This window comes from Mesorhizobium sp. LjNodule214 (assembly GCF_964252735.1).
In the GTDB taxonomy this organism is placed as follows: Bacteria; Pseudomonadota; Alphaproteobacteria; order Rhizobiales; family Rhizobiaceae; genus Mesorhizobium.
The window spans coordinates 2,311,221-2,332,076 of sequence record NZ_CAXUPE020000002.1; the positions used below are offsets into that span (position 1 = coordinate 2,311,221).

Genomic DNA, 20,856 nt, shown 5'->3' on the forward strand with positions numbered 1-20,856 from the left:
GCCGCGCTGTAAACGACGCACCGGGCGCGTTGAACCTTCCTCTTGGCGAAACGGTCCGAAGCGGCTATGTGTCGGGCCGCGTGGTCCCGTAGCTCAGTAGGATAGAGCGGCAGATTCCTAATCTGTAGGTCACAGGTTCGATTCCTGTCGGGATCACCACTCAGTCACGGTAGACGTAGCCCATATCGGCCGGCTCGAAATTCGGTCGACTTATCCGAGGGTTAGCCGCAGCAGTCTCCACACAGTAGGGCTGATCCGCGCAATCCGTCTCTGTATCCGCCGAGTTTTCAAGGCCTGTCTCTCTGACCGGCTTTGCGTGCCCTATTGTTTTTGCAGTCGATGCAGAGAGATCGCTTATGTGTCCCGGTGCGGACGGAAAACAGAGCGGACCGTCAGTGACTAAAAGCCCAGAACGGACTGCTGCTGGTTCCAATCAACCGGCAGATCGCCGAGCCGAGCGAGCCGCCGGGCGGTTAGGCTGACAGGTTGATTGCCCGCCAAGATGTCGTCCACGATCGCCGGAGACAGGAAGGCTAGTGGCAATGCCTTGCTGAGGTCAGCGCGATGGATGCCGGTAACTTTCGAGAGTTCCGAAATGCTTCGAGCCGAGCCATTTATGAGCGCCGACAACATCGAGTGTGACCTTGCCAGCAGTTTGACGAGGCTCGGGTCAGGAGCCTTTTCGCGCTTTGGTTGATCTCCAATGATCAAGCGTGCTTCATTTCCACGCCTCTGAATCTGGCATGCGACGGTGATCTTGTGAGTCTCCACTGCGATGACAGGTTTCTGGCGGTCTTTTGTGTCAAAACCGGCGCCCTCTGATCGTGAGAGCGCCGTCACCAGAGCAGCAGGATCAATCTCGAACTCAATGGTCTCGGGCGCGAGCGTTGTCCTCACAATCGCGTTTCTGACAATCGATCTGCGCTTTGCACTACATCCTGGCGAGTCGCTCACGAGCCAGTCGGCCTCGTTCAACCCGCTCGCGATCCCCTCCTTAGAGGCATATCGCTCGATCCATTCGGCCAACAGTGCTTTGCCCTTGAGCAAAGCGGTCAGCTGTTGGTCGACGAGCGCTTCCATTTCGTCGGCTGACACTCTCCAACCGCTGTCGTCTTTGCGCCGAGCGACCTTGAGTCGATTGGAGATGTAGTAGCGATAGCGCTTGCCGTGATTGTTCGCATAGGCAGGGCTCAGCCGGTCGCCGGTCTCGTCAAAGATGAGGCCTGTAAGCAGATGCAGATCCGCAGCATTCGAGCGCGATCGGCGTTTCGGCCCTTGCACCTTCAAAAGTGCTTGAACCGATGTAAACAATTCCGCGTCTACGATCTGCTGGTGAGCGCCTTCGTAGCATGTGTCTCTGTGACGAGCCTGGCCGATGTAAACGGGGTTTGAAAGCAGGTGATAGAGTCGCCCACGACTGACCGGGGGTCGAAGCGGCGTGGAACCGTCCACCGTTTGGCTTTGATTGAGCTCGTCGACCAGCGCCAGCACCGACTTCAAATTCAGATAACGCTGGAATATCGACCGGACGATTGTCGCTGCTGCTTCATCGACCACCAGCTTCTTATCAACTGCACGGTAGCCGAGCGGAATGGTACCGCCCATCCATATGCCTTTTTTCCTGGATGCAGCGATCTTGTCGCGGATACGCTCTGCGGTCACTTCTCGCTCAAATTGAGCGAATGAGAGGAGCACGTTGAGCGTCAGCCTGCCCATCGACGTCGTGGTGTTGAACTGCTGGGTGACCGAGACAAAGGACACGCTGTGAGCATCAAAGGTCTCGACGATCTTGGAAAAGTCCATCAGCGATCGCGTGAGCCTATCAATCTTGTACACCACCACGACATCGATGCGCCTGTCGCAAATGTCTTGAAGCAGGCGTTTTAGGGCCGGCCTCTCCATCGTCCCACCGGAGATGCCGCCATCGTCATAGAGGTCGGGAGCGAGTTTCCACCCCAGACCGACTTGCGAAGCAATGAAGGCCACGCAGGCTTCGCGCTGAGCATCAAGTGAATTGAACTCCTGCTCAAGACCCTCTTCGGTGGATTTGCGAGTGTAGACGGCACAACGCAGTTTTTGCCGATTGCTCATAGTCCGAAGAACCTCGGACCTGACCAGTGGGCACCGGTGATCTCGCGGGCGATGGCGGAGAGAGATCGATGAAGCTTTCCTTCAAACAAAAACCCTCCTGCGGTCACGTCGACAATGTGGGTCTTGCCGTTCCAATCGCGCAGGAGGCGAACCCCCTTCGATAGGGACCGACGCGGCTTCAACGCCGCGCCGGCAATCTTGCCAGCGCCGTTCATCTCATTTGAAATCTCCGACGCCGAGCCTGATGCCCTTCCTGATCCATTGATGCCAACCTGTCGCACTGCTTCGGCGAGACGCTTCTTTGTTTCAGTCGAAAAGCCACCCAGCCTTTTTGCCTGCAGATGCCAGGCGGCTGCTCTCACCAAAAGTTCGCGCCGCACGCCGCTCGGGGGTGGGCACCCATAGGTCTTGATCCAGCGAGCCGCCAGTTCATCGCGAGAGAGGGCGCCGAGTGCGGCGACCTCCTGTTCGAGCTTTGGATCGATAGCCACGGCTTCAATCAGCCTTGGCCTTGCTGTCGAGCCGATAGCGGCGGACACCGTCCTTGCCAATTTCGCTGACCAGAGGCAGGCCCAGTTTCTTTTTCACAGTCCCGGAGAGAAATCCGCGCACCGAATGAGGCTGCCAACCAGTTGCCTCTATCAACCCCTCAATTGTGATGCCCCTGGCCAAGCGAAGCTTCTTCAACACAGTGTCTGTCTTCGTGTCCGCAGGCTTGGGGTTCTTACCTTTGTTCGCAACTTCCGCATGCGCGGCTGCCTGCTTCCGACCGCGCTTTGGCGGGGTCACCACCGCTTGAAGCGAAATGTTCTCAGGCTCGCCGGCCCCGGTGCTTTCCGTTTGGTCAGTTTCGGTAACGCGCATTGTTTCTCTCCATCAATACCGGCATCGGACAATCCAATGCCTGTACTGACAGGAGCCCGCGCTGGGCGGGCTTTGACCAAGGCGGAGGTACGTCGCCACGGTCCCGACAGCAATGCTTGCCGCTCCAACGAAGTCCAGCGCAGTAAGGTGTTTCTCGTTGACCGCTTAGCCCCCGAGCCGGGCCATCCGCCTCTAACTCTCGAATGACCGCAGTGGGGCCGGAAACCGACCGTCCGCTTCTGGCGTCCAGAACGCGATAGCAGACATTGAGTGGAATAAGGTCGGCGTCTCCAACTGACCCTCTAGTGGTCTAGCGGACCTTCGATGATATCCGGTCGTTCGTCCCTGATGAACCGATGCCGCTTGAAAACTGCTACGCTATTGTCTCAGTCGGAATTCCCTCAAGCCGCCGCGCGGGAAGCCGGCGGTCAATTTTGTTCCTTACGATCAACCATGCACTCGGGTAGGCGTCCGGACCCGTCGGACAAGTCGGCCGGAGATTGGGCGCAGGATGGGAAGCCGGCGAGGCGCATAGTTTCGATAAGATGTAGACGGAGATCGCCGCTGCCGTTGTCCCTATAAACGAAACCTTCTATCGTCAGACCGGGAAACCGCTCAAGAGCTTGGCGCATCGCCATCTTGGCTTCTGCCGTGCGTCCAAGCGACGCGAGAGCGCCCGCACGTACCACCCAGCGAGACTCCCCGTAGTTCTCTGGTCTCAGGCGATCGAGCATTTGCAAGGCATCAGCGTTGCGACCTGCTGCGAAATAAGTCCAGCTAAGGATCCCAGCCGCCCACACCGGATAGTTTGGGTTGAGTCGAATTGCCCTATCGCCCATCTCGGCACCGCGCTCGGGCTCGCCCAAACTAGCGGCCCAACCGGCATAGAACATCAGGATCTCGAACGCGTTTGGTGCAAGCCGCAAGGAGGTGTCGAACGAGGCTTTGGCGAGCGCGAACTCCCCCCGTTCAGCCAGCGCTGATCCTAGAACGGAATGCGCCTCAGCGTCGCCCGGATCCAGCGCAACTGCGCGGCTGGCCGCGTCCATCCCTGCCTTCTTTGCGGTCTCGACGTCTTCGATCCCAAAACTACTTGAGAGACTATGCGCATGGTAGAGTTCAACCCAGGCGCGGGCGAGCCCGGGGTCCAGTTCGACGGCGCGGGTGAGCAATCGGACCGATTCCCCGACGCTTTCGGAGGTCAACTGCTCGATCTTCTCCCCGCCGAGAAGGTAAAGTTCGTAAGCAGTCAGGTTTTCGGGCCGCTTTCGACGCGCCAAGCTGCGTTCGGCTCCTACGACCAGTCCCGTACCACCGCCGAGTCGGTTGGTGACGAGTTCGGCAATCTCGGTCTGCACTGCGAAGACGTCTTCAGCCTGCCGGTCCCATTGCTCGGACCAGAGGTGGGTTCCTGATGCCGCGTCGAGCAACTGCGCAGTGATCCTGACGCGACCTTCTTGACGCTGGATCGAACCTTCTAACACGTAACCGACATTGAGCGCCCTGCCTGCCTCTCGGATATCCAGGGCCTTGCCCTTGTAGGTTTCGACCGAGTGGCGGGCAACAACCTCAAACTCGGGAAAACGCGCGAGATCCGTGATGATGTCCTCGGTGATGCCGTCGGCAAGCCGACCTGTACTCTCCTCGCCGCCGATATTGGTGAACGGCAATACGGCAATAGAAGCCTTGGCGACGGCGCTATCTACCGGCCTCAGCCACCAGGCTCCGGCCACCGCAAGCGCAAGTAGAACAAATGCGGCAGTTGCCATCATTAGCAAGTGTCGGATCCGGCGTGTGCGCAGGATCCATCCCCGCTTTACCCCTGCCATTCGGACGCTGTAGGTGCGGACCGGCTCAGCGATATTTTTGACCTTCTGCTCACCAGCAAAGTCGATTGGCAGGCTGAGCTTGCCCTTCATGTGGTCGTAGGCGGTGCCCGAGATGAGCACGCCGCCCGGTGGACAAAGCTGCTCAAGGCGCGCCGCCACGTTCACCCCGTCACCGAAGAGATCATCACTTTCGACCACCACGTCGCCGAGATTGATCCCGATCCGAAAGACCAAGCGGCGCTCGGCATGAGCGTCCACTTCATGCGCGGCGACCTTGCTCTGAATCGCCACGGCACAGGTGACGGCATCGACGACGGACTGGAACTCCACCAGAGCGCCATCGCCCATGAGTTTGACGATTCGTCCCTTATGCTCGCTGAGCAGAGGATCGATCACTGCCGCGCGGAGCGTTTTGAGCGCGTCGAGCGTCGCCGCCTCATCGGTTTCCATCAGACGCGAATAGCCGACTACGTCTGCAGCCATTATGGCCGCCAGCCGCCGCTCAGCCCGGGTCGTCACCATGACGACATTTCTCCCACCCAGAGCTGTGCCCAGCTTCTGGCTGGCTTCGATCATTTCATGTGACGCCTAGGACCACAAGGCGATGGCCAAACGGAGCTTGGTTCGGGACCTTCCTTTATAGGCAGTGGAGCGAGTGACGGTGTGACGCAACTAGGACTAACTCGTAGCGGTATGTCAGCTTTCAGGAAGCGTCGCTGCCTGACTCTATGACCGAGATGAGGCGCGTTCCTGACATCCAGTCTACCCCAACGCAGGTCAGAAGAAGCGATTGTGACATCGCATTCGCTCGGCGGACACTCCCTCCGCCAGTCAATACCCTAGAGCCCTTATTTTCTGCCCATTGGAACATTTCTGTGGTCGGGCGCTCACCAAATCGCTGACCATTGCGACCGCCTAGAGGATAGTTCCGCGAAAGTTGCGTTTGTCGAGGCGCTGAGGGATGTTCGATGATGATCTCAGTGCCTTTCCGAAAATCCAATGATTGGCGTTTCCTACCAGAATTTGATGAAGAGCGACGCCTCAGTTTAGAAGCTGCTCCGGCTTTTGCTGAGATAGCGGAAGCAATTGGGCACGAAATCTCGACGGGCACGGTTAAACCCACAATCAGGCCCGCGACGGACGAACGGCTACCGGACTGCGAACGCGTCCAGTTTTCCTTCTCAGTCCGCCGCATGACCCTTGATTGGCTTTTCAATAGTCCATGCGGTCTTCGCGCTCAATTTCTCACTGATGCCGAGCTAGGTCGAAACGCGAATTCGCATTTGCGAACGGTGCTGCGACCAATATTGCTGGACGCGTTCGAAACTGCAGGATTGCGATTCCAAGGTCCAGGCAAGTGGTCGGCGTTCGATTCTATTGATGGCTTGTCCTCCAAAATCTGGATCGACGAACTTCACGTCCCTTGCAACAGTCGAGATTTGGCGATTGTCCAATGGGAATTGGCAGCAGATCAGCCCGGCGCCGACGGCCGAGGACTTTGCGCACCGATCGGATCGCACCTGGTATTTCTAGGCGCGTGGATAAATTCCAACGGGGTCGAGATGGTCTTGCCTGAAAAGATCACCCGTCACGTTGAGATTCACAGGCGCGGTTACTCGTGAAAACAGCCGGCGCAATCTCGCGCTTGTCAATTCCTCGGCAGCTTGTGAATTTCTAACCTGACCGGCCCGCCACGGTCGCAACTGGTGCAGAACAGCGCCCGCTCGACTGTGCTAAACAACGCATCTTTGCCATAGCGTTTGATAAGCGCTGCGGGTTTGACGTCGGCGTGATGTGAGCAGTTTTTGCACCACGCGCGCAGTCTGTGCCATTCGCGCAAATCGCCAAGCGCCACGTCCAAGCCAGCATGTACGCTGCCGTCAACGATGGTCTGCGGCGAGATTGTCGGTTCGCCCGGCGTGATGATCTTTTCCATCACGTGCCGACCGTTACGATGGATGAGCAGCATTCCTGGCCGTCGTCGGATGGCGGATTGCCATGCGGCCTGACTCACGAATGAGTCCGGCGATCGACAGATTGTCTCGACAAGGGCCTTTTCCTCGCGATCCCAAACCTCGATCCGAAAATTGTCCTCTGCTGTCTTTGCCATAGCTTCGCCGGCCAGCGCTTGACACGCTTTGCCGATCCGTTCGTTCCCGCTTCTAATGCGATCAGAGATAGAGAACATATTCCTAACTCGTCAAGGCACCCTTGACACTTTTGTTCCTATTTTGTTCACTAGGTGTCATGAGCGACGAAATTAGGCTTCCCAGGCAGGAACACGTCACGCCGCCGGGCATCCAACATCATTTCTGCGAACACACCGGCTGCGGCAAGGATGCGGGTTGGGGCTTTGGCAAACCGAAGCACACACCGCATTGGTTTTGTTTCGAGCACCGCACGGACGGCGAGCGGTATCTTTGAGAGGGATCAGCAATGGCACGCCTCACCATCGCAAGCGAACTTGCAAGCGCAGCTGACCGGATTGCGGACATCTCCCGCCCTGATCTTCAAATCATTCTTCGCAGGGCCGCGCTTGTGCTTAGGAACGTCACCGGGATTGCCCTGGAGCCGAAGGTCGATGAATCCCTTGCCGGGCTGGCCGCTGAGATCGGAGTTTCGAAATCCGATTTGATCAAATCGATTGTAGATGATTGGCTTGTGGCAAATGCCTATTTGCCGGCACCATATGCTCTTGACGAAGAGACCAGCGTGAACGGGACCGCCTAGGCGGCCGGATCACATCGGTGTGTCACAGCCATCCGGGAGATTCGCGAAGTGCCCACCGAGAAAGCGCGGTATGCCAGAAATCTGGCTGAAAATATCGCTGATCTTAGGGAACTCGTTCCAGTTGGTGTCTCAGCGTCGCAATTGAAAGCTGCGACAGTTTGGCTTCGAGACATTTATGACAACTTTGAAAAATTCTGGGGGTATGTCGGTCTTGATGGAAAACCACATATTGAGGCCTACGCTCTCGAATGGGAGCCACTCCCCAAAGATGTGACGGCGTTACTGTTTGGCGGCGAGGAACTTCCTTCATACGGCGGCGTCGGCGTGCTGTCGGCAATAGTCACCTCCGAGAACGGAAGTGGACAAACTGTCGAACATCCATCAATCGGAAAGGACTGGTTTATTACATCCTCCACTACCCCAATCAATTTTACGATGGGTGGCGAGCCTTTCGTTAAGCGCTCCTGCGTTTTTCCAGAGTATTTTTCAAGCACGATAGCTTGTCATGATGGGATCAAACTGAGCAGGTTTGACGTAATAGAGTACGCCGCATATCGCGCCGGCTATATACACGCCCAAGGCGATAGGTATCTGAAACGCAGTCCCGATGCCGCAAGGATTCTTGACCATCTGACTGAGTTATATCCTGCATATGTTCGACCAAACCTGGATTACATCTTGCTGTCGATTTGCCAAGAGTTGCTGCAATCTGACGCTATCGAGACCTATCGGGTTGCAGCGTTGAAATAGCGTCGAGCATCGCTTCAGCGTTCGAAGTATGGCTTTTGTGTATCGCACACTGAGGCCAACGCTGTTAGGCGTTGGCCAGCTAGACTTCTGGACTCTTGCCCGCGATGGAAGCATTCTCTCCTTCGGGAGAAGGGGAGTGGGCAAAGTCCGCCGTTATCAAGGCGCCAATCAGGCTGACCGGTGGCGAAAGCGCACCGGACCAAAGCGATATCGCGCACGTCGGTTGGCCGGCGTGCCTTTGCGGGTGGTTTTCGTGACGGTAGCCGCGGTGACCGCTCTGATCACGCAGTTTGTCATCCAACGCGGCGGCTCGTTGCCTGAGATAAACCTACAGAGCTTGACCAAGCCTGCTCCAGCGCCGATTGCCGGCGTTGCCTCCGTCATCGACGGTGACACGATCGCAATCCAAGGGCAGCGCGTCCGCTTCAATGGGATCGACGCGCCAGAGAGCCGGCAGTACTGCGACGATGCAAAGGGGTTCGAGTATCCATGCGGGCGGCGTTCCGCCGAAGCGCTGGACGGCTTCCTAGCCGCTTCTAAGCCGGTCCAATGCACTTTCGTCACGTGGGATCGCTATGACCGCTATGTTGGCGATTGCAGGCGAGGGGATGGGTCCAGCGTCGCCGCCTGGATGGTCGAGCACGGCCAAGCGCTGGATTGGCCAAAATACAGCAATGGCGCCTATGCAGAGCAACAGGCCAAGGCGAAGGCGTCGAAGATCGGGCTTTGGGTCGGGACGTTTCAAGCGCCGTGGGACTGGCGAGCGCAGCACACCGACGATGCGCAGCCGACGACGGCACCGCTTCTAGCCTTGGGCAACGGCAACTCCGGCTGCAACATCAAGGGCAACATTTCAGCGGACGGCGAGCGCATTTATCACGTGCCTGGCCAGAAATACTACGGCGTCACCAAAATCACCGAAGCCAAGGGCGAAAGATGGTTCTGCTCAGAAGCACAAGCCCTTGCCGCAGGTTGGCGGCGATCAAAGCGCTGATCGGTTGGCGGAAGCATGTTCCGTCCGTTTCGCTGATTTCCATAGATTTTCGAGACGACTAGCCGGATTAAGTCACCACTTGTCGGCGCATCTCGACAGCCTCATTGATGCTGATCCAACGCTTGTTGTCCACGATTAGCCGGTGGATGAATCGATGGCAGCAGGCGCAAAGGAGTGACATGTCAGACAGGCGAGTTTTCCGCTCGCCTTCAGCTGCGGCCAATGGGACCGTGTGGTGCCCCTCAAAAAAACTATCTGTAGACCGCGGGGAATTTGCACTTACGCCGAAGCTGCAGACTTCGCATTTCAATCCGGATGGCCGTCGCGCCTCTATGAGTTTCGCTCGCAATCGTCGGTCTCGTTGACGATGCCTCGCAGTCAGTATCTTGCCTTCGGGAAACGCAGGATCGTCGTCGGTCTCAATCTCCGATGCAGATTCAGTCGCAAGTGCTTCACGAATGGCCGTCGCGAGTTTTGCGAGCTCGATCTTCCGGTTGCTCGGATATTCCACGACGACTTCTTTGTCAGTTTCAGAGGAGCTAAGCCTTCGCGTTGGGTCAATTGCGGACAGTAGGTTTTGCGTCTTCAGCGCCACGCCGTCTGGATTGCGAAAACTCTCTTTGCGTTTCGCTTCAGGGTAGATACGGGCCGCGCGCAAGAGCCTCGATAGCTCAATTGCGTCAGCGTGGTGTTTGTCGATTGGTTTGCCGTGGCGATAGAGCAAATCCAATGCCAGCAAGGATTCGTCGCGCGTCCACTTTGGGTTTCCGGAGCCTTTTGTAACGGGCAATTGAACCCCCTCTCTAGGTTCTAATCTTAATAACAAGCATGTCGCATCTGAGTTAGCAACGATCGCTTACCCATTTTCTTTGGTAAGTGTTAGTCGTATGATCAGTCATCGTCTTTAAATTGCCAGGGAGGGGAAGATGGCGACTCAGATCAAAACAGGTAGTGTTGTTCGCTTGAAATCTGGCGGACCCAATATGACAGTCGCCTCTATAGAGCCCGCAGCCAATCACAGTACGCTGCGAGCGCGTACTGTGATTGGTTCGTCCAGGACTAACCAGAGTCGCTGGCGAAAAGTGCTCGACAGCGCGCCCTGTCAGAAAAGCGTCGCTGGCGGCCATACGGGGGCAAAAGTTCCAATGACCAATTCTGGTGCTTAGCTGATCATGAAAAGTCGCAGAACATCATTTATGGAGCGGTGCTTTTAGCACGAAGCTCAACCTCTGTTTTTTCGCGGCAGACTGACCGTCGAAATGAGCGGTCAAAATCGAATAAGATGTATTGTGGATATGGAACGTATGATGGACATCCTTTGGATGTCTCACGTCCATCGCGCCACCGAGATGGGGGGACAGGCGACTCAGGCTTCTCTGCCAGTGGGGCTCGCGGCCGGGTAGCCATTCGTCCTCAATCTTGTCCCTATTTTGCTCGCGATGCCTCGCCTTGTGATCGCCGGCGGGGGACGGCAAAGCTGAAGCGGGCCGCCCGCGATGCCTGGACGGCAAGCCTCGCCAGCACATCCGTGCCCTCGCCCGGCATCGCTCGAAATGCCTTGAGCGCACCCTCGATGTTACTGCGGTCGAATTCATCGGTCACGAGCTCGGTCAAGCGCTTTTCGTCGGCGCGCTCGCATATGCTCATCCATGTGCCAAACGCGTTCGGCGCGCCCGTCGCAATGGCGAGCTGGGTGGCCAGCGCCCTGTGCTCGCCGTCCTCCAGCTTCTTGACCTCGGCAGGGGTCAGGCTCGCCTTGGCGACGCGATAGATATTAACGAAGCGGCGAGCGCGCCGCGGCGAACCGCCGAGGAAAGGCGAGAGGGCGGTTAGCGTCGCGATCTCGTTGTCGGTGAGCCCGAGCGCGCGGCTTGGCGCCGCCTCGCTCCGCGTTTGACGGTCCTCTTCGGGTAGCGCAGGCTGGGCGGGCACTTCCCCCTTTCGTCCCCGTTTGTCTGGGGGTGCTGGAACCGGTTCAGGCGGAACCGGGCCTGGTTTTTCGATGATCCGATCCGGAGCGACCAGGTCGCCGACTAGTGAGATGCTGGCCTTCGCGTTCATGCTCGGCACCCAATAGGGAATCTGGAATATCTTCTCGAGGTAGTCCGCTGCCGTCGCGCGCTCGGCGGCACCATCCTCGTTTCGGTTGGCCTGGCCTCCGACCTTGCCGGTCGCATTGGGGGTAGCCTTCGTTGCAGCCGTTGGCTCCCTGGGGTCCTCGTCGGTGACTTCGGTTCGGCCGAAGAAGTCCGGATAGCGCTTTTCGAGCGACCGCGAGAGCCAGCGCGCATCGACCGCGACCATCACCACGAACAGCCGGAAGCTCAGCAGCATGTTCACTGCCTGGAGAATCTCGACCACCTTGTCGGGTTCGCACCGGTCGAGGTCGTCGATGTAAAGCACGATGCGGTTGAACCGCATGCTTTCCAGACCCTTTATTCCACGCGGGCTGGTTGCGGTTGCCAGAAGCTGTGTCTTTTCGCTTTCCTCAAGGGCCTGCTCGTTTTCTTTGATCAAGGCCTTCACGCGCGCCTCGTAGTGGAGGCGTGCCTCTTCCATATGGGGAGGCGCCTCCTTGTTCAGCATGAGTGACTCGAGCTGCTCGAAGTCCTTGCGGATCGTCGAGACCAGCCCAAGGTGCTTACCGTAGCCGTCGGCGCCCGCGCGGGCCCGTACGAAACGGCGGATGCGAAGCGCACTGGTCTCCTCCGCATAATCCTTGAGCGCGGCGACCACTTGATCGCCAGTGGCCTGGGCCAAGGTCTTGGCGTTCTCGACCTCGGCCGAACTCTTGGCCAAGCCGCTGGCGGCCGCCACGACTTCGTCCTGTTCTTTCTGCGTCGCCAAGGCGATCTGGACGTCGACGCTCCGTTTCAGATTGGCGAATTTGTCCGCTAGAGATTTGGCCTTGTTGGAGAACCTCTGCGCCAGCACTGCCAGCATTGCGAGCAGTCCGCCAAGTGCCTCGAACCCGCTGCCGACCCCGGCCAGTCCAGACCACCCCGGTACAGCCGCGAGGACGGTGTGGAGGCCAAACAGAAGGAGTGGCACGACGACGAGGGCCGAAAGCGCCAGGATGACCGTGCTCGAACTTCCCACCGTCGACCGCAAGGCGCCGAGCATGGCGTTTCCGGCGGATGCCGAGCGGTTGAGCTCATCGAGGGCGGCGACGAGCTTGGCCTTGTCGTCGAGCAGCTTGGGCACGCCAGCTGCAGTCCCGATAGTTCCAAGCTGCTGCTCCAGTTCAGCGTCTTTCATGATTTCCTGCCGCACTGCGTCGAGCGCGACGCGCCAAGCGAGGCCCGGGGCATGGGCCACGGCGACCTGCGCATTTGCGAGGCTCTCCTGCGCCTTGGAAAGCTTGCTCTCGGCTTTGGCGTGCTCCTTGCGGCGCATGGCCAGTTCGGCCGCGGCCTCGAGCGTAAGCTGGCGCGAGGTGGCGAGGCGCTGGAGGATCTGGTCGGCGGCCGTTGGATCGCGGTTCTCCCGCGTCATCCAGCGGTCCAGCTCATCGAAGATGTGGCCGACGAGACTCGCCCAGAGGTTGGTTTCGGCGTAGTGCCAAGCGTTGAACTCGATCTGGACGATCGCGTGCTCGAAGCCGTCGTTCCTGGCTTCCGATTTGACGAAGCCGGCGATCTGATCCTGGATCAGCCGCATGAAGAACGTCTTGCCAGCGCCCCAGTCGCCGAAAATGCCGAATGCCAGGGGCAGGTTCGTGTTCGACCCGGCGGCGACGTTGGCGATAGCGAGCGCATCGTTGGTGATGCCGAGCTTGTCGTGCGCCTGACCCTGGCCCGGCTGGTCGTGGTTGAGTTTGGGCAGAGTCGCGGTTTCGAGTTCGAGGGCGCGAAACCACTCCCGCATCTCTTCGGGATTATCCGCGAAACGCTCGCGCACCACGTCGCGGAAGCGCCCCTGCATCTCGTCGAAATCGATGCCGTCGAAATCGATGTTTTGGCTCGTGAACTCGGCTGTCCGTTCCTCCTGCGGCGTGGTGAGAATGCCGGCGACAAGCCCCTTGGTTCCCAGGGCAGGATTGAGAAAGATTTCCCGCTGCGTCCTGAGCCCGCGCCGTAACAGCGATTCGACAGCGGACGAAAGACGTAGCGGATCGGAGGGATTGACCCGCACGTCGGCCGATGACCCCGAGCTGATCGGTTGGGGGTTGAAGGTCCTCGCCTGAGACAGCATCGCCGAAGGGGAGGTCGGCGAGCGCTGTCCTGAAGCCTGATCTTCCACCAGGGCCGAGAGGACATGGCGCAGGCGGAGATCCTCGCCAGTTTCGCGCCGGATGGCGGCGCGAGAAAGCATGGCGTGGGCGGACTTCTCTATCGGAATCTGGAGCAACGCCAGGACGGCGTCGATCTCCGACGGCAGGACGATCGCGTCCCAATTGTCGGCCTTTTCGTCCGACGCGGGTTTGGCCTTGAGTTTCCGGAGGAAGAATGCCCGCAGCTCGTCGATTTCGGCGAGTGTGACCGTCCTCCCCAATTCCGATGAAAGCAGTGCATCGAACCCTGGTGCGTTCAGCATGGCGGCGAACATGTGGCGTGCCGAAGGGTCCCTGTGACCAGGATTGACGAGGGGAAGATAGGATTGGGCCGTCCTGATGACGCTCGCGGTCTGGTTATCGAGCGCAAAGGCGGCGCCGTCGCGTCGGCCGCCCATGATTTTGTCCTCACCGCTGAGGCGGGCGTCGAGCCGTGCTTCGAGCTCGGTTCGGGCCGTGCGCGCTATCGCCCACTCGACGAGCCAGGTTGGCGTGTCGCCCTGAGGCAGTTGCGCCTTGCCTCTGACCCCAGCGAACAAGTAGGCCGCCAACACCGAGGCAAGCCCGATGACAAGGCGCGGCTGTGCAGTATCAACCGTGACGAAATGTGCGCAAATGTTGGCGACATTGACAAGGGAAGGCGACCCGGCGACCGTAGCACCCTCGAAGAAGCACGTCATCGCCTCCGCCTCCAGTGTGCTCCACGACAGCTCCGGGTCCGGTGAGTCATGCAAAGGCGGTGCTGGCTTCGCTGCGGGCTTGGCCGCCGCTTTCTTGACTGACGCTTTCCTCACGGCCTCAGCCGGCTTGGCTTGGGCGCTCGGCTTGGCGGCCGGCCGGGGCTCGTTTTTCTTGGCAGCCTTTTGCCCATAGGGGTTTTGCGCCGGCTGCTTCGACGCAGCGGGCACCTCCAGGCGTTCCCGCCTTTCAACCTCGGAAACGTCATCAAAGGGCCGAGGAAATATCTTTGTCATTGTGACCTCCGCCTAGTACTTAGACTACTTATCACAGAAGCCGATCAAACACTATTAGGATAAGCATACCCGGTTGAGGCGAAGCATTGCAGGAGCGGGGCAAGATCAGGAGCCGCCCGAACCACCACATCGACAGCGTTCCCGCGGAGCCTCGCAAACAGCGCGCACACGCAAGCGCACCTGCCCCACTGGGGCCATGCAGTTACGGTGAAAATCGTCACGCGAGTGCCGTTCACCAGCAATCCCTCTTCGCTCTAATCGCAACTTCATGCTGAGGCGCGATTTTGAAGTCCCATACGTCGCGCTCTTCCGCAAGGCGATCCGTCTCAAGGGATCCGGCACGCTCGTTGTTGCGGGAAACACCGGCGACTCAACAATACCGGGCGCTGCATAAAGACGCAGCGACGTCTGTTAATGCTGAACCTGGATACACTGCCGCTGCTCTATTTGCTGCGCCGAGAGGAAACCCAAAAGCTCATTTAGGTCCTGTGCATGTGACAAGATCCATCGAATACCCGCACTTATTTCCACCGTACGTATTGTATCTTGTTACGTTGGATGAGCTGCAGCGTGCGCTTGCCCAAGCTCCAACATCGCTATAGCAGTAGAGGTAAACATCGTGCTGCTGACACCTGTTTTCGTATTCGCCTGAACACACTTTATACGTTACAAGCGGAAGCACAGGCGGCGGAGGTTTCGGCTGCGGTTGCGGCGTGGGGAGACTAGACGATTGTAGCAAATTTTTTGAGAGACAATCGAACAACTTGAGCGCCACGCCACGATCTGGTGGCGGCATTCGCGCCAAAAAAGGACCTACTAAACTGAAGTCGCTGCGTGTCTCTACGTCGGAATACGTGTCTCGGATAGATTTTACCAAATCATCGCTGAGCTTGACCTCAGCGATCTGAGCGCAGGCTTGTACGATAGCGTCGACCTGATCAGCGGGCAACTCCTGGGCAACCGCCACCTGGTCGAGCATCGACAGCAACGTCAGAATGGACCAGAACGATGAACTAAATTTTGTACTCATCTGCCTCTCTTGCCTTATCGATGGGTGCAACACTCTAATTGCGGTTCGGATTCAATTAAGGGAGCAGTCGGCCTTTATGCTTAGGACTTTAAGCCCTCATCGGCAGTAACCAATGGGGGAACTGAAGGTGACGGCCCGTGACCGAACAAACTCTGAACGGCATCCGTAAGATGATTTAAAATAAGGATTACGGTCGATGTGCTGAACCCAAGAATAAATGGTGCTAGCAAAAGTACGCCTTGGCCTATTAAATCCAGGCTGGTTTGACTACCTTGCGTCGTGTTGGACTGTATTGGACCAAAAACGAGAAAGGAGATTGTGTAGAAAAAATTAAATAGACCGTTATAACCAAATGGAAATATAAGAACCACCGCAAATAACGCCCCAATGATCACGCGAAGTGATAGAAGTGCGTTATTAGTTATATCAAAAGTAATATCATTCTGAACTGACAAAGCATTCATTCCGATGGATGCTATCGCACCGAGAGATCCGAGAGATCCTGTCCAAAACAAGAAAAAAGCTACGTAAATCAGAACCTGCCACGAAAAATTGAATACACCAACAATCGTTATTGCAGATATAATGATCAGACTCAAAAACGCGACTGGCAAAATAACTAAATTTCGTGGTGTCTTAATCAAGAGAAATCGTCTTCGTAGCATTGGGGGCAATATACTATAAACAAGTTGAGTTTGCCGTTCAACTTGGTTCCACTCCTCAATTGTCGGCATTCTTCCGTCAGCATGAAAATAGAGCACATGTAGATTTCCCATCTCTAGCGCTTCTGAAGCTGCGGTCGACATCGGAATAGCCTCTTGATATAAAAAATTCCGAAGACGCTTAAGCCGGTCAACGTATTCAAAGAACGAGGCGTCATTCACTGCAAAGTGGGGATCCCTACCTGTGCAGCTGCTGGGTTCTTTCTGTGACTGTCCGGGTATGGGATCTGCTTGCGTTGTCTCAGCCATCGTGGACGCCCCTCGAGATGTCGAAGTAAGAAAAAACAAGAAGCAGGTTAAACGATGCCAGCTAGCTTGTGCTTCCCTTTCGCTGCGAGTTGGGCGGCCATTTCAGGGCGGTACTCCCAATGCCAGGGTTCGCCGCTTACCGTACGAATAAACCCGAACTTTGGGCCGTTCTGACTCAACCAGTCATAGACAGGATTGCCTTGGAAGCCCCCGACGTTTAGGTCGAAGGCCTGACCATGCTGGTGATTAGAAAATCCAGGTCGCGCGGCCGTTGCAAATCCTGCTTTGTGATTTTTGAAACCTTCGTACAGATACGCTTGTTCGGCATAGGTTCGGAAGCCACTCCGCAACGCCACTGTGACCTTGGATTGTTCGGCGGCTGCAACGAGCCTGAGATATGCCGGCAATGTCTCGAGCGCAATCTGTTCCACCTCGAGCGTGCTGTCGACGATATTCACCAGTTTTTTCTGCCCGACGAAGTTTCCCTTTGCCCAAGCCGCCGTAGCGCCCCTTGGATCATTGTCAGTGGGGTCGACTTCGCCGAGAGTTTCATTAACGAACTGGCCCCTCAGATTGCGCGATGACGTCCAACCGATTGTCGTGGGAGGGTTGGCGTCGGTCGCCGCTTGAACATAGACGACTCCATTGGGGCCGATGCGGGTTCCAAGCACCCGGATTTTAGTATCAACCGGTATCCGCTTGAAATCTCCGACGTTTCCGCCGGCTAATGCGGCCTCAGAGGCAGACAAAGTGACGAAGCTGTGCAAGTCGTCGTCCCTCCGAATGCGGGCATCTGGGTTTTCCACCACAAACGTCTTGTCAAGATAGCTGCCGGTGGTCATTGCTTCCTCCAATTACGCATTAGGTCGGACAGCACCCGCAATGTCACAGAACTGGTACTGCCGCCCCAGTGGCGGCTTGAGCGTCCTTGGACAATGCGGCCATGGTCGGATCGTCCAGCTGGTCAGAGGCTGGCAAACCGATCTTGGTCCTGTATTGATTGAGCGCAGACTGGGTACGTTTGCCCCAAATTCCATCAATGGTGCTGGGATCATAGCCAAGATACATCAGGTAAACCTGAGCCGTTCGGACCCGCAGGTCTGGCAAAGCACCCGAAACGAGTTTTGCGTGCCAGCTGTGCAGATGCTCGTCGTAGTTGTTTTTCCAATATGCGGGACCGTTGTAGCCGGTGGCAAAGGACTTCCAGTCATGTGCGGCGAGGGCACCAGCGAGATCGGAGGCGAGGATCTCCTTAACGCCGGCCAGGAGTTGTTCATCCTCTGAATAAAACATCTGCTTGACCATTACTTGTGGTGTGGCGAATCCGAGGCGCTTGAAGTTAGTGCCTAGGGTTTGAGCAATACCCCAGCTGGCGCTTTGCAAGGCCGCCGACTCGTCCAAGGCGGCCGCTTGCTTCAATCGAGCATATTGATGCGCACCGCTGGCGCCGTAGTTTCCGGCATCAGGCGAGCTGATGTCCGGATGGGCCACGTCGAATTTGCCTTGTGTCAACCGATGGAAAATGTGCTGCTCGTAAAGAATTTGGGGCGAACCATTGGCCCAAAAGCCGCAATAGGGTGGATCGGTTTCGGTAAACAGAACAGCCCAGATTTCGGCTGCCTTTACAGCGAGCTTCTGGCAGGCATTTTCCAATCCGGCTTGGGTAAGCGGGATCGCTGCACCGGTCGGAGCGATGGGAATGGCCGCCGGCGCCGGCCCCGCCGCTACCGGCCCTGGGGCAGGAGCGGTGACCGGGCCGCGAGCAGCAGGAATCAGCGCCACAGGCGCGGACGGCAAACCAACCAGTGCAGCTTTCAGGTTTGCCGTAGCTGCCGCAAGAGCGGGCGCCAAGTTTGCGAGGGGTGACGATTTGCCGGAATCTATGACCGCCTGAACGGCAGCCGCAGCATCGCGTACCTTTTTCGCGGCATGCGTCCAATCGTCATCCACTCGCTCCTCGTAGATCGCAAACAGTGCGTCGTATTGAGCAATCAGTGCGTCCTTGTCGGGTGGCGCTGGCGTTTGGTTGATGCGCTCTTGCAATGCTGCAAGGGCGCGGCTCATCGTGTCGGCCAGTGCGCTCATGTGACCTCCGAGGTATCAAATTCCGCTGCGTCGTAACGCTACGAGGCTCTGTCGCGCGGCGCTCACGTTAGCCTTCAATTGGGCGCTAGCATCGACAAGTGCCGCTAATGTGATGGGATTGCTGGGGCGATCGAAGGCGACGATCAATTGCGAGAAGGTTGAGTCTAGCTTGTCGATCAGAACCACGTAATTCGCGACGGCGACACGATATTCTTGCAGTCTCTCGTAAGGTGCTCGTGTACGACGCAGATCCAATGTCAGATATTCGTACATTGCCGGCGCGCCATCCCTGAGCGCGGCGAGAAGATCGTGAACGGCCTTTGCTCCGCCTACTGCCATGTGCCGGGCCTCCGCGACGTTGGCCGCAGCTGTGATCCGATCAAGAACGGGTAGCAAAGCCTTGGTGACGACCGCGACTTCCGGAGCACCGGCTATGGCCGAAATATTGGCCGCCAACGTCTCAGCCTGAGTATGAACGGCGTTAATTCCGGAGCCGTCAACCAGACTCTGCAGCAAATTTGCGTAATCCTGAAGTACAGTTAGGCCATTTCGGTAATCCAAAGCGGCAGGCGTTTCACTGATAGTTGAAACATAGTAAGCGTTATTTAGCTCGAAGACTGGATCTTTTGCGTGAAGCCGCGAATATCGAGCCTTTTCAGCGACGTTGATTTCATCAACGAGCGTATCCGCCGCAGAATTTACCGCATTCACAGCAGTTACGAAGGCCTTTGTCTCCTGAAGAGGCGGCGTCGCGCAGCCCGCTAAGCAGAGAACAAGAACAAGAGATGACGCAGCATAATGCATGCAAAACATTCCCTAGACTCGAAACCCAAAGGTGCCTCGCGTCAGCGAGGGTATAGGCCAACCAATTTACTCCGAACAGAAAACCAAACCTCACCGCAGGCCTCAGCGCCCGCATACGCTAGGCGACGGCTTTAGTACCGCAACCGCATCCGGCTGATCATGCCTTTTGTTCTCCCTCGGCAACTTTACTGTATTTGCAGTTCCAATATTTCCTGTGACGAGCCTTGGGGAGCAGCACTGTCTGTAGCCTTAAATGTGAATTGGGTCCTCGCTAAGGGCACTGTTGGAGTACCACTGATCTTCCCCGCGTTAGCGTCCAATACGATGCCATCTGGCAAGTCGGGAGAAACCGACCATTTAAGTGGCGGCGTTAATCCGGTCGATTCTAAAGTTATGGTCGGATAGGGAATCCCGACGGTGCCTCGCGGTAGCATCATCTTTAGTGCCGATACGCGCTGCTCAGTTAGAGGCTTCTCAGTATCGGGGGTGGAACCAAAGTAAAACCCAACAATCGTTCCCAATACCCCAATTAGAATTGTAAGAATTTGCTTTCCGCGGTCAAATCTTTTGTCTGCATCCGCCGTTTCATTTAACATAATCGTCGAAATGGCGATGATCATGGCAATTCCGACGGTCGCAACTGCTATTAGGAATGTGATCAATCCCCTTGCGAACTCTTTACGTGAAAGATTTGTCAGAAAACTTTCTGACCATATTCCCCACACAAGTAAACCAACTACGATAAGAGTAAGCATCGAAAACAATACAGTTGGTATATATTGAGTAAAATTTGGTTCCTGTCCAGACGATATCTCAAGCGTGACCACCGATCCCGATGGCGCCGTTGCCCCGGCAGGCGGATTTGTTGCTAAGATACCGCCGGTCGGAACCAGATCGGTGTGTTGATTCTTGACGGCTCCGACTTGTAGACCGATACCTTTCAGAGCTAATTCCGCGGCGGGTCGCGTCAAGCCGGACACGTCCGGCACGACGACCTGCGCTGCCGGTCCGGCCGACACTTCCAGATCCACGGTCGATCCAGGTGCAACTGACGTACCCGCACCAGGATTCATCTTGCTGACCCCGCCGGACGGTACCGTTGAATTGGTCGCGGTCGTCACTGTGCCAACAACCAACCCCGCGTTCGTCAGCCGTGTTAGCGCCTCTGCTTGGGTCAAGCCGGACACGTCCGGCACGACGACCTGCGCTGCCGGTCCGCCCGACAGCTCAAGATCTACGGTCGATCCAGGTGCTACTGGCGAGCCCGCAACGGGGTTCATCTTGCTGACCCCGCCGGACGGCACCGTTGAATTGGTCGCGGTCGTCACTGTGCCAACAACCAACCCCGCGCTCGTCAGCCGCTCTTCCGCTTCTGCTTGGGTCAAGCCGGACACATCCGGCACCTGCACGTCAGCCATATTGGTCAAATTCCTCAAAGGTAAGCTGGAATTGAGATCAACC

General features: G+C 57.2%; 18 protein-coding genes and 1 tRNA gene. 7 read left to right on the forward strand and 12 right to left on the reverse strand.

The features are described 5' to 3' along the window. Positions 1-82 precede the first annotated feature (82 nt). Positions 83-159, forward strand: a tRNA-Arg gene (locus ACSQ3Z_RS24890). A 240-nt stretch (positions 160-399) separates the two neighbouring features. Here ACSQ3Z_RS24890 and ACSQ3Z_RS24895 read toward each other — a convergent pair. The 4 genes from ACSQ3Z_RS24895 to ACSQ3Z_RS24910 form a co-directional block, all read right to left on the reverse strand. Further along, positions 400-2,091, reverse strand: coding sequence for a recombinase family protein (locus ACSQ3Z_RS24895; RefSeq protein WP_436173879.1), 1,692 nt, complete (start codon positions 2,089-2,091; stop codon positions 400-402). Beyond that, the gene (locus tag ACSQ3Z_RS24900) at positions 2,088-2,630 is read right to left on the reverse strand and encodes a DUF2924 domain-containing protein (protein ID WP_436173880.1); all 543 of its coding nucleotides are present in this window, start codon (positions 2,628-2,630) and stop codon (positions 2,088-2,090) included. Before ACSQ3Z_RS24900 ends, ACSQ3Z_RS24895 begins: the two co-directional genes overlap by 4 nt. Continuing rightward, positions 2,587-2,955, reverse strand: coding sequence for a DUF3489 domain-containing protein (locus ACSQ3Z_RS24905; protein ID WP_436173881.1), 369 nt, complete (start codon positions 2,953-2,955; stop codon positions 2,587-2,589). Before ACSQ3Z_RS24905 ends, ACSQ3Z_RS24900 begins: the two co-directional genes overlap by 44 nt. A gap of 428 nt (positions 2,956-3,383) precedes the next feature. After that, positions 3,384-5,306: an adenylate/guanylate cyclase domain-containing protein gene (locus ACSQ3Z_RS24910; RefSeq protein WP_436173985.1), complete on the reverse strand. Its 1,923-nt coding sequence runs from the start codon at positions 5,304-5,306 to the stop codon at positions 3,384-3,386. 446 nt (positions 5,307-5,752) lie between these two features. On the opposite strand from ACSQ3Z_RS24910, the gene ACSQ3Z_RS24915 reads away from it, so the two are divergent. Next, positions 5,753-6,406 (forward strand): hypothetical protein, encoded by a 654-nt coding sequence (locus tag ACSQ3Z_RS24915; RefSeq protein ID WP_436173882.1) that lies wholly within the window; start codon positions 5,753-5,755, stop codon positions 6,404-6,406. 26 nt (positions 6,407-6,432) lie between these two features. On the opposite strand, the gene ACSQ3Z_RS24920 is transcribed toward ACSQ3Z_RS24915, so the two are convergent. Continuing rightward, on the reverse strand, positions 6,433-6,894 hold the full coding sequence (locus ACSQ3Z_RS24920) for a hypothetical protein (RefSeq protein ID WP_436173883.1): 462 nt from the start codon (positions 6,892-6,894) through the stop codon (positions 6,433-6,435). Between the two features lie 137 nt (positions 6,895-7,031). Here ACSQ3Z_RS24920 and ACSQ3Z_RS24925 point away from each other — a divergent pair, with 137 nt between their 5' ends. From ACSQ3Z_RS24925 to ACSQ3Z_RS24940, 4 genes are all read left to right on the forward strand, one after another. Then, a complete protein-coding gene (locus tag ACSQ3Z_RS24925; protein ID WP_436173884.1) occupies positions 7,032-7,208 on the forward strand; it encodes a hypothetical protein in 177 nt (58 codons plus the stop codon). A 12-nt stretch (positions 7,209-7,220) separates the two neighbouring features. Beyond that, a complete protein-coding gene (locus ACSQ3Z_RS24930) occupies positions 7,221-7,514 on the forward strand; it encodes a hypothetical protein (protein ID WP_436173885.1) in 294 nt (97 codons plus the stop codon). A 48-nt stretch (positions 7,515-7,562) separates the two neighbouring features. Further along, positions 7,563-8,264: a hypothetical protein gene (locus ACSQ3Z_RS24935; protein ID WP_436173886.1), complete on the forward strand. Its 702-nt coding sequence runs from the start codon at positions 7,563-7,565 to the stop codon at positions 8,262-8,264. A gap of 136 nt (positions 8,265-8,400) precedes the next feature. After that, the gene (locus ACSQ3Z_RS24940; protein ID WP_436173887.1) at positions 8,401-9,258 is read left to right on the forward strand and encodes a thermonuclease family protein; all 858 of its coding nucleotides are present in this window, start codon (positions 8,401-8,403) and stop codon (positions 9,256-9,258) included. Positions 9,259-9,325: 67 nt separating this feature from the next. On the opposite strand, the gene ACSQ3Z_RS24945 is transcribed toward ACSQ3Z_RS24940, so the two are convergent. After that, positions 9,326-10,048, reverse strand: coding sequence for an HNH endonuclease (locus ACSQ3Z_RS24945; protein ID WP_436173888.1), 723 nt, complete (start codon positions 10,046-10,048; stop codon positions 9,326-9,328). Between the two features lie 136 nt (positions 10,049-10,184). Between ACSQ3Z_RS24945 and ACSQ3Z_RS24950 the strand changes: the two genes are divergently transcribed. Beyond that, a complete protein-coding gene (locus ACSQ3Z_RS24950) occupies positions 10,185-10,424 on the forward strand; it encodes a DUF2158 domain-containing protein (protein ID WP_436173889.1) in 240 nt (79 codons plus the stop codon). Positions 10,425-10,683: 259 nt separating this feature from the next. On the opposite strand, the gene ACSQ3Z_RS24955 is transcribed toward ACSQ3Z_RS24950, so the two are convergent. The 6 genes from ACSQ3Z_RS24955 to ACSQ3Z_RS24980 form a co-directional block, all read right to left on the reverse strand. Continuing rightward, positions 10,684-13,806, reverse strand: a complete 3,123-nt coding sequence (locus tag ACSQ3Z_RS24955) for a P-loop NTPase fold protein (RefSeq protein WP_436173890.1) — start codon at positions 13,804-13,806, stop codon at positions 10,684-10,686. A 1,809-nt stretch (positions 13,807-15,615) separates the two neighbouring features. Further along, complete coding sequence (locus tag ACSQ3Z_RS24960) at positions 15,616-16,506, reverse strand: hypothetical protein (RefSeq protein ID WP_436173891.1); 891 nt, start codon at positions 16,504-16,506, stop codon at positions 15,616-15,618. 47 nt (positions 16,507-16,553) lie between these two features. Continuing rightward, positions 16,554-17,348 carry a M15 family metallopeptidase gene (locus ACSQ3Z_RS24965; protein WP_436173892.1) on the reverse strand — a complete coding sequence of 265 codons (795 nt, stop codon included), beginning with the start codon at positions 17,346-17,348 and terminating at the stop codon, positions 16,554-16,556. A gap of 43 nt (positions 17,349-17,391) precedes the next feature. Further along, positions 17,392-18,591 carry an N-acetylmuramidase domain-containing protein gene (locus tag ACSQ3Z_RS24970; RefSeq protein WP_436173893.1) on the reverse strand — a complete coding sequence of 400 codons (1,200 nt, stop codon included), beginning with the start codon at positions 18,589-18,591 and terminating at the stop codon, positions 17,392-17,394. 15 nt (positions 18,592-18,606) lie between these two features. Next, a complete protein-coding gene (locus tag ACSQ3Z_RS24975) occupies positions 18,607-19,395 on the reverse strand; it encodes a hypothetical protein (RefSeq protein ID WP_436173894.1) in 789 nt (262 codons plus the stop codon). 185 nt (positions 19,396-19,580) lie between these two features. Further along, on the reverse strand, positions 19,581-20,813 hold the full coding sequence (locus ACSQ3Z_RS24980) for a PASTA domain-containing protein (protein WP_436173895.1): 1,233 nt from the start codon (positions 20,811-20,813) through the stop codon (positions 19,581-19,583). Positions 20,814-20,856: the final 43 nt, after the last annotated feature.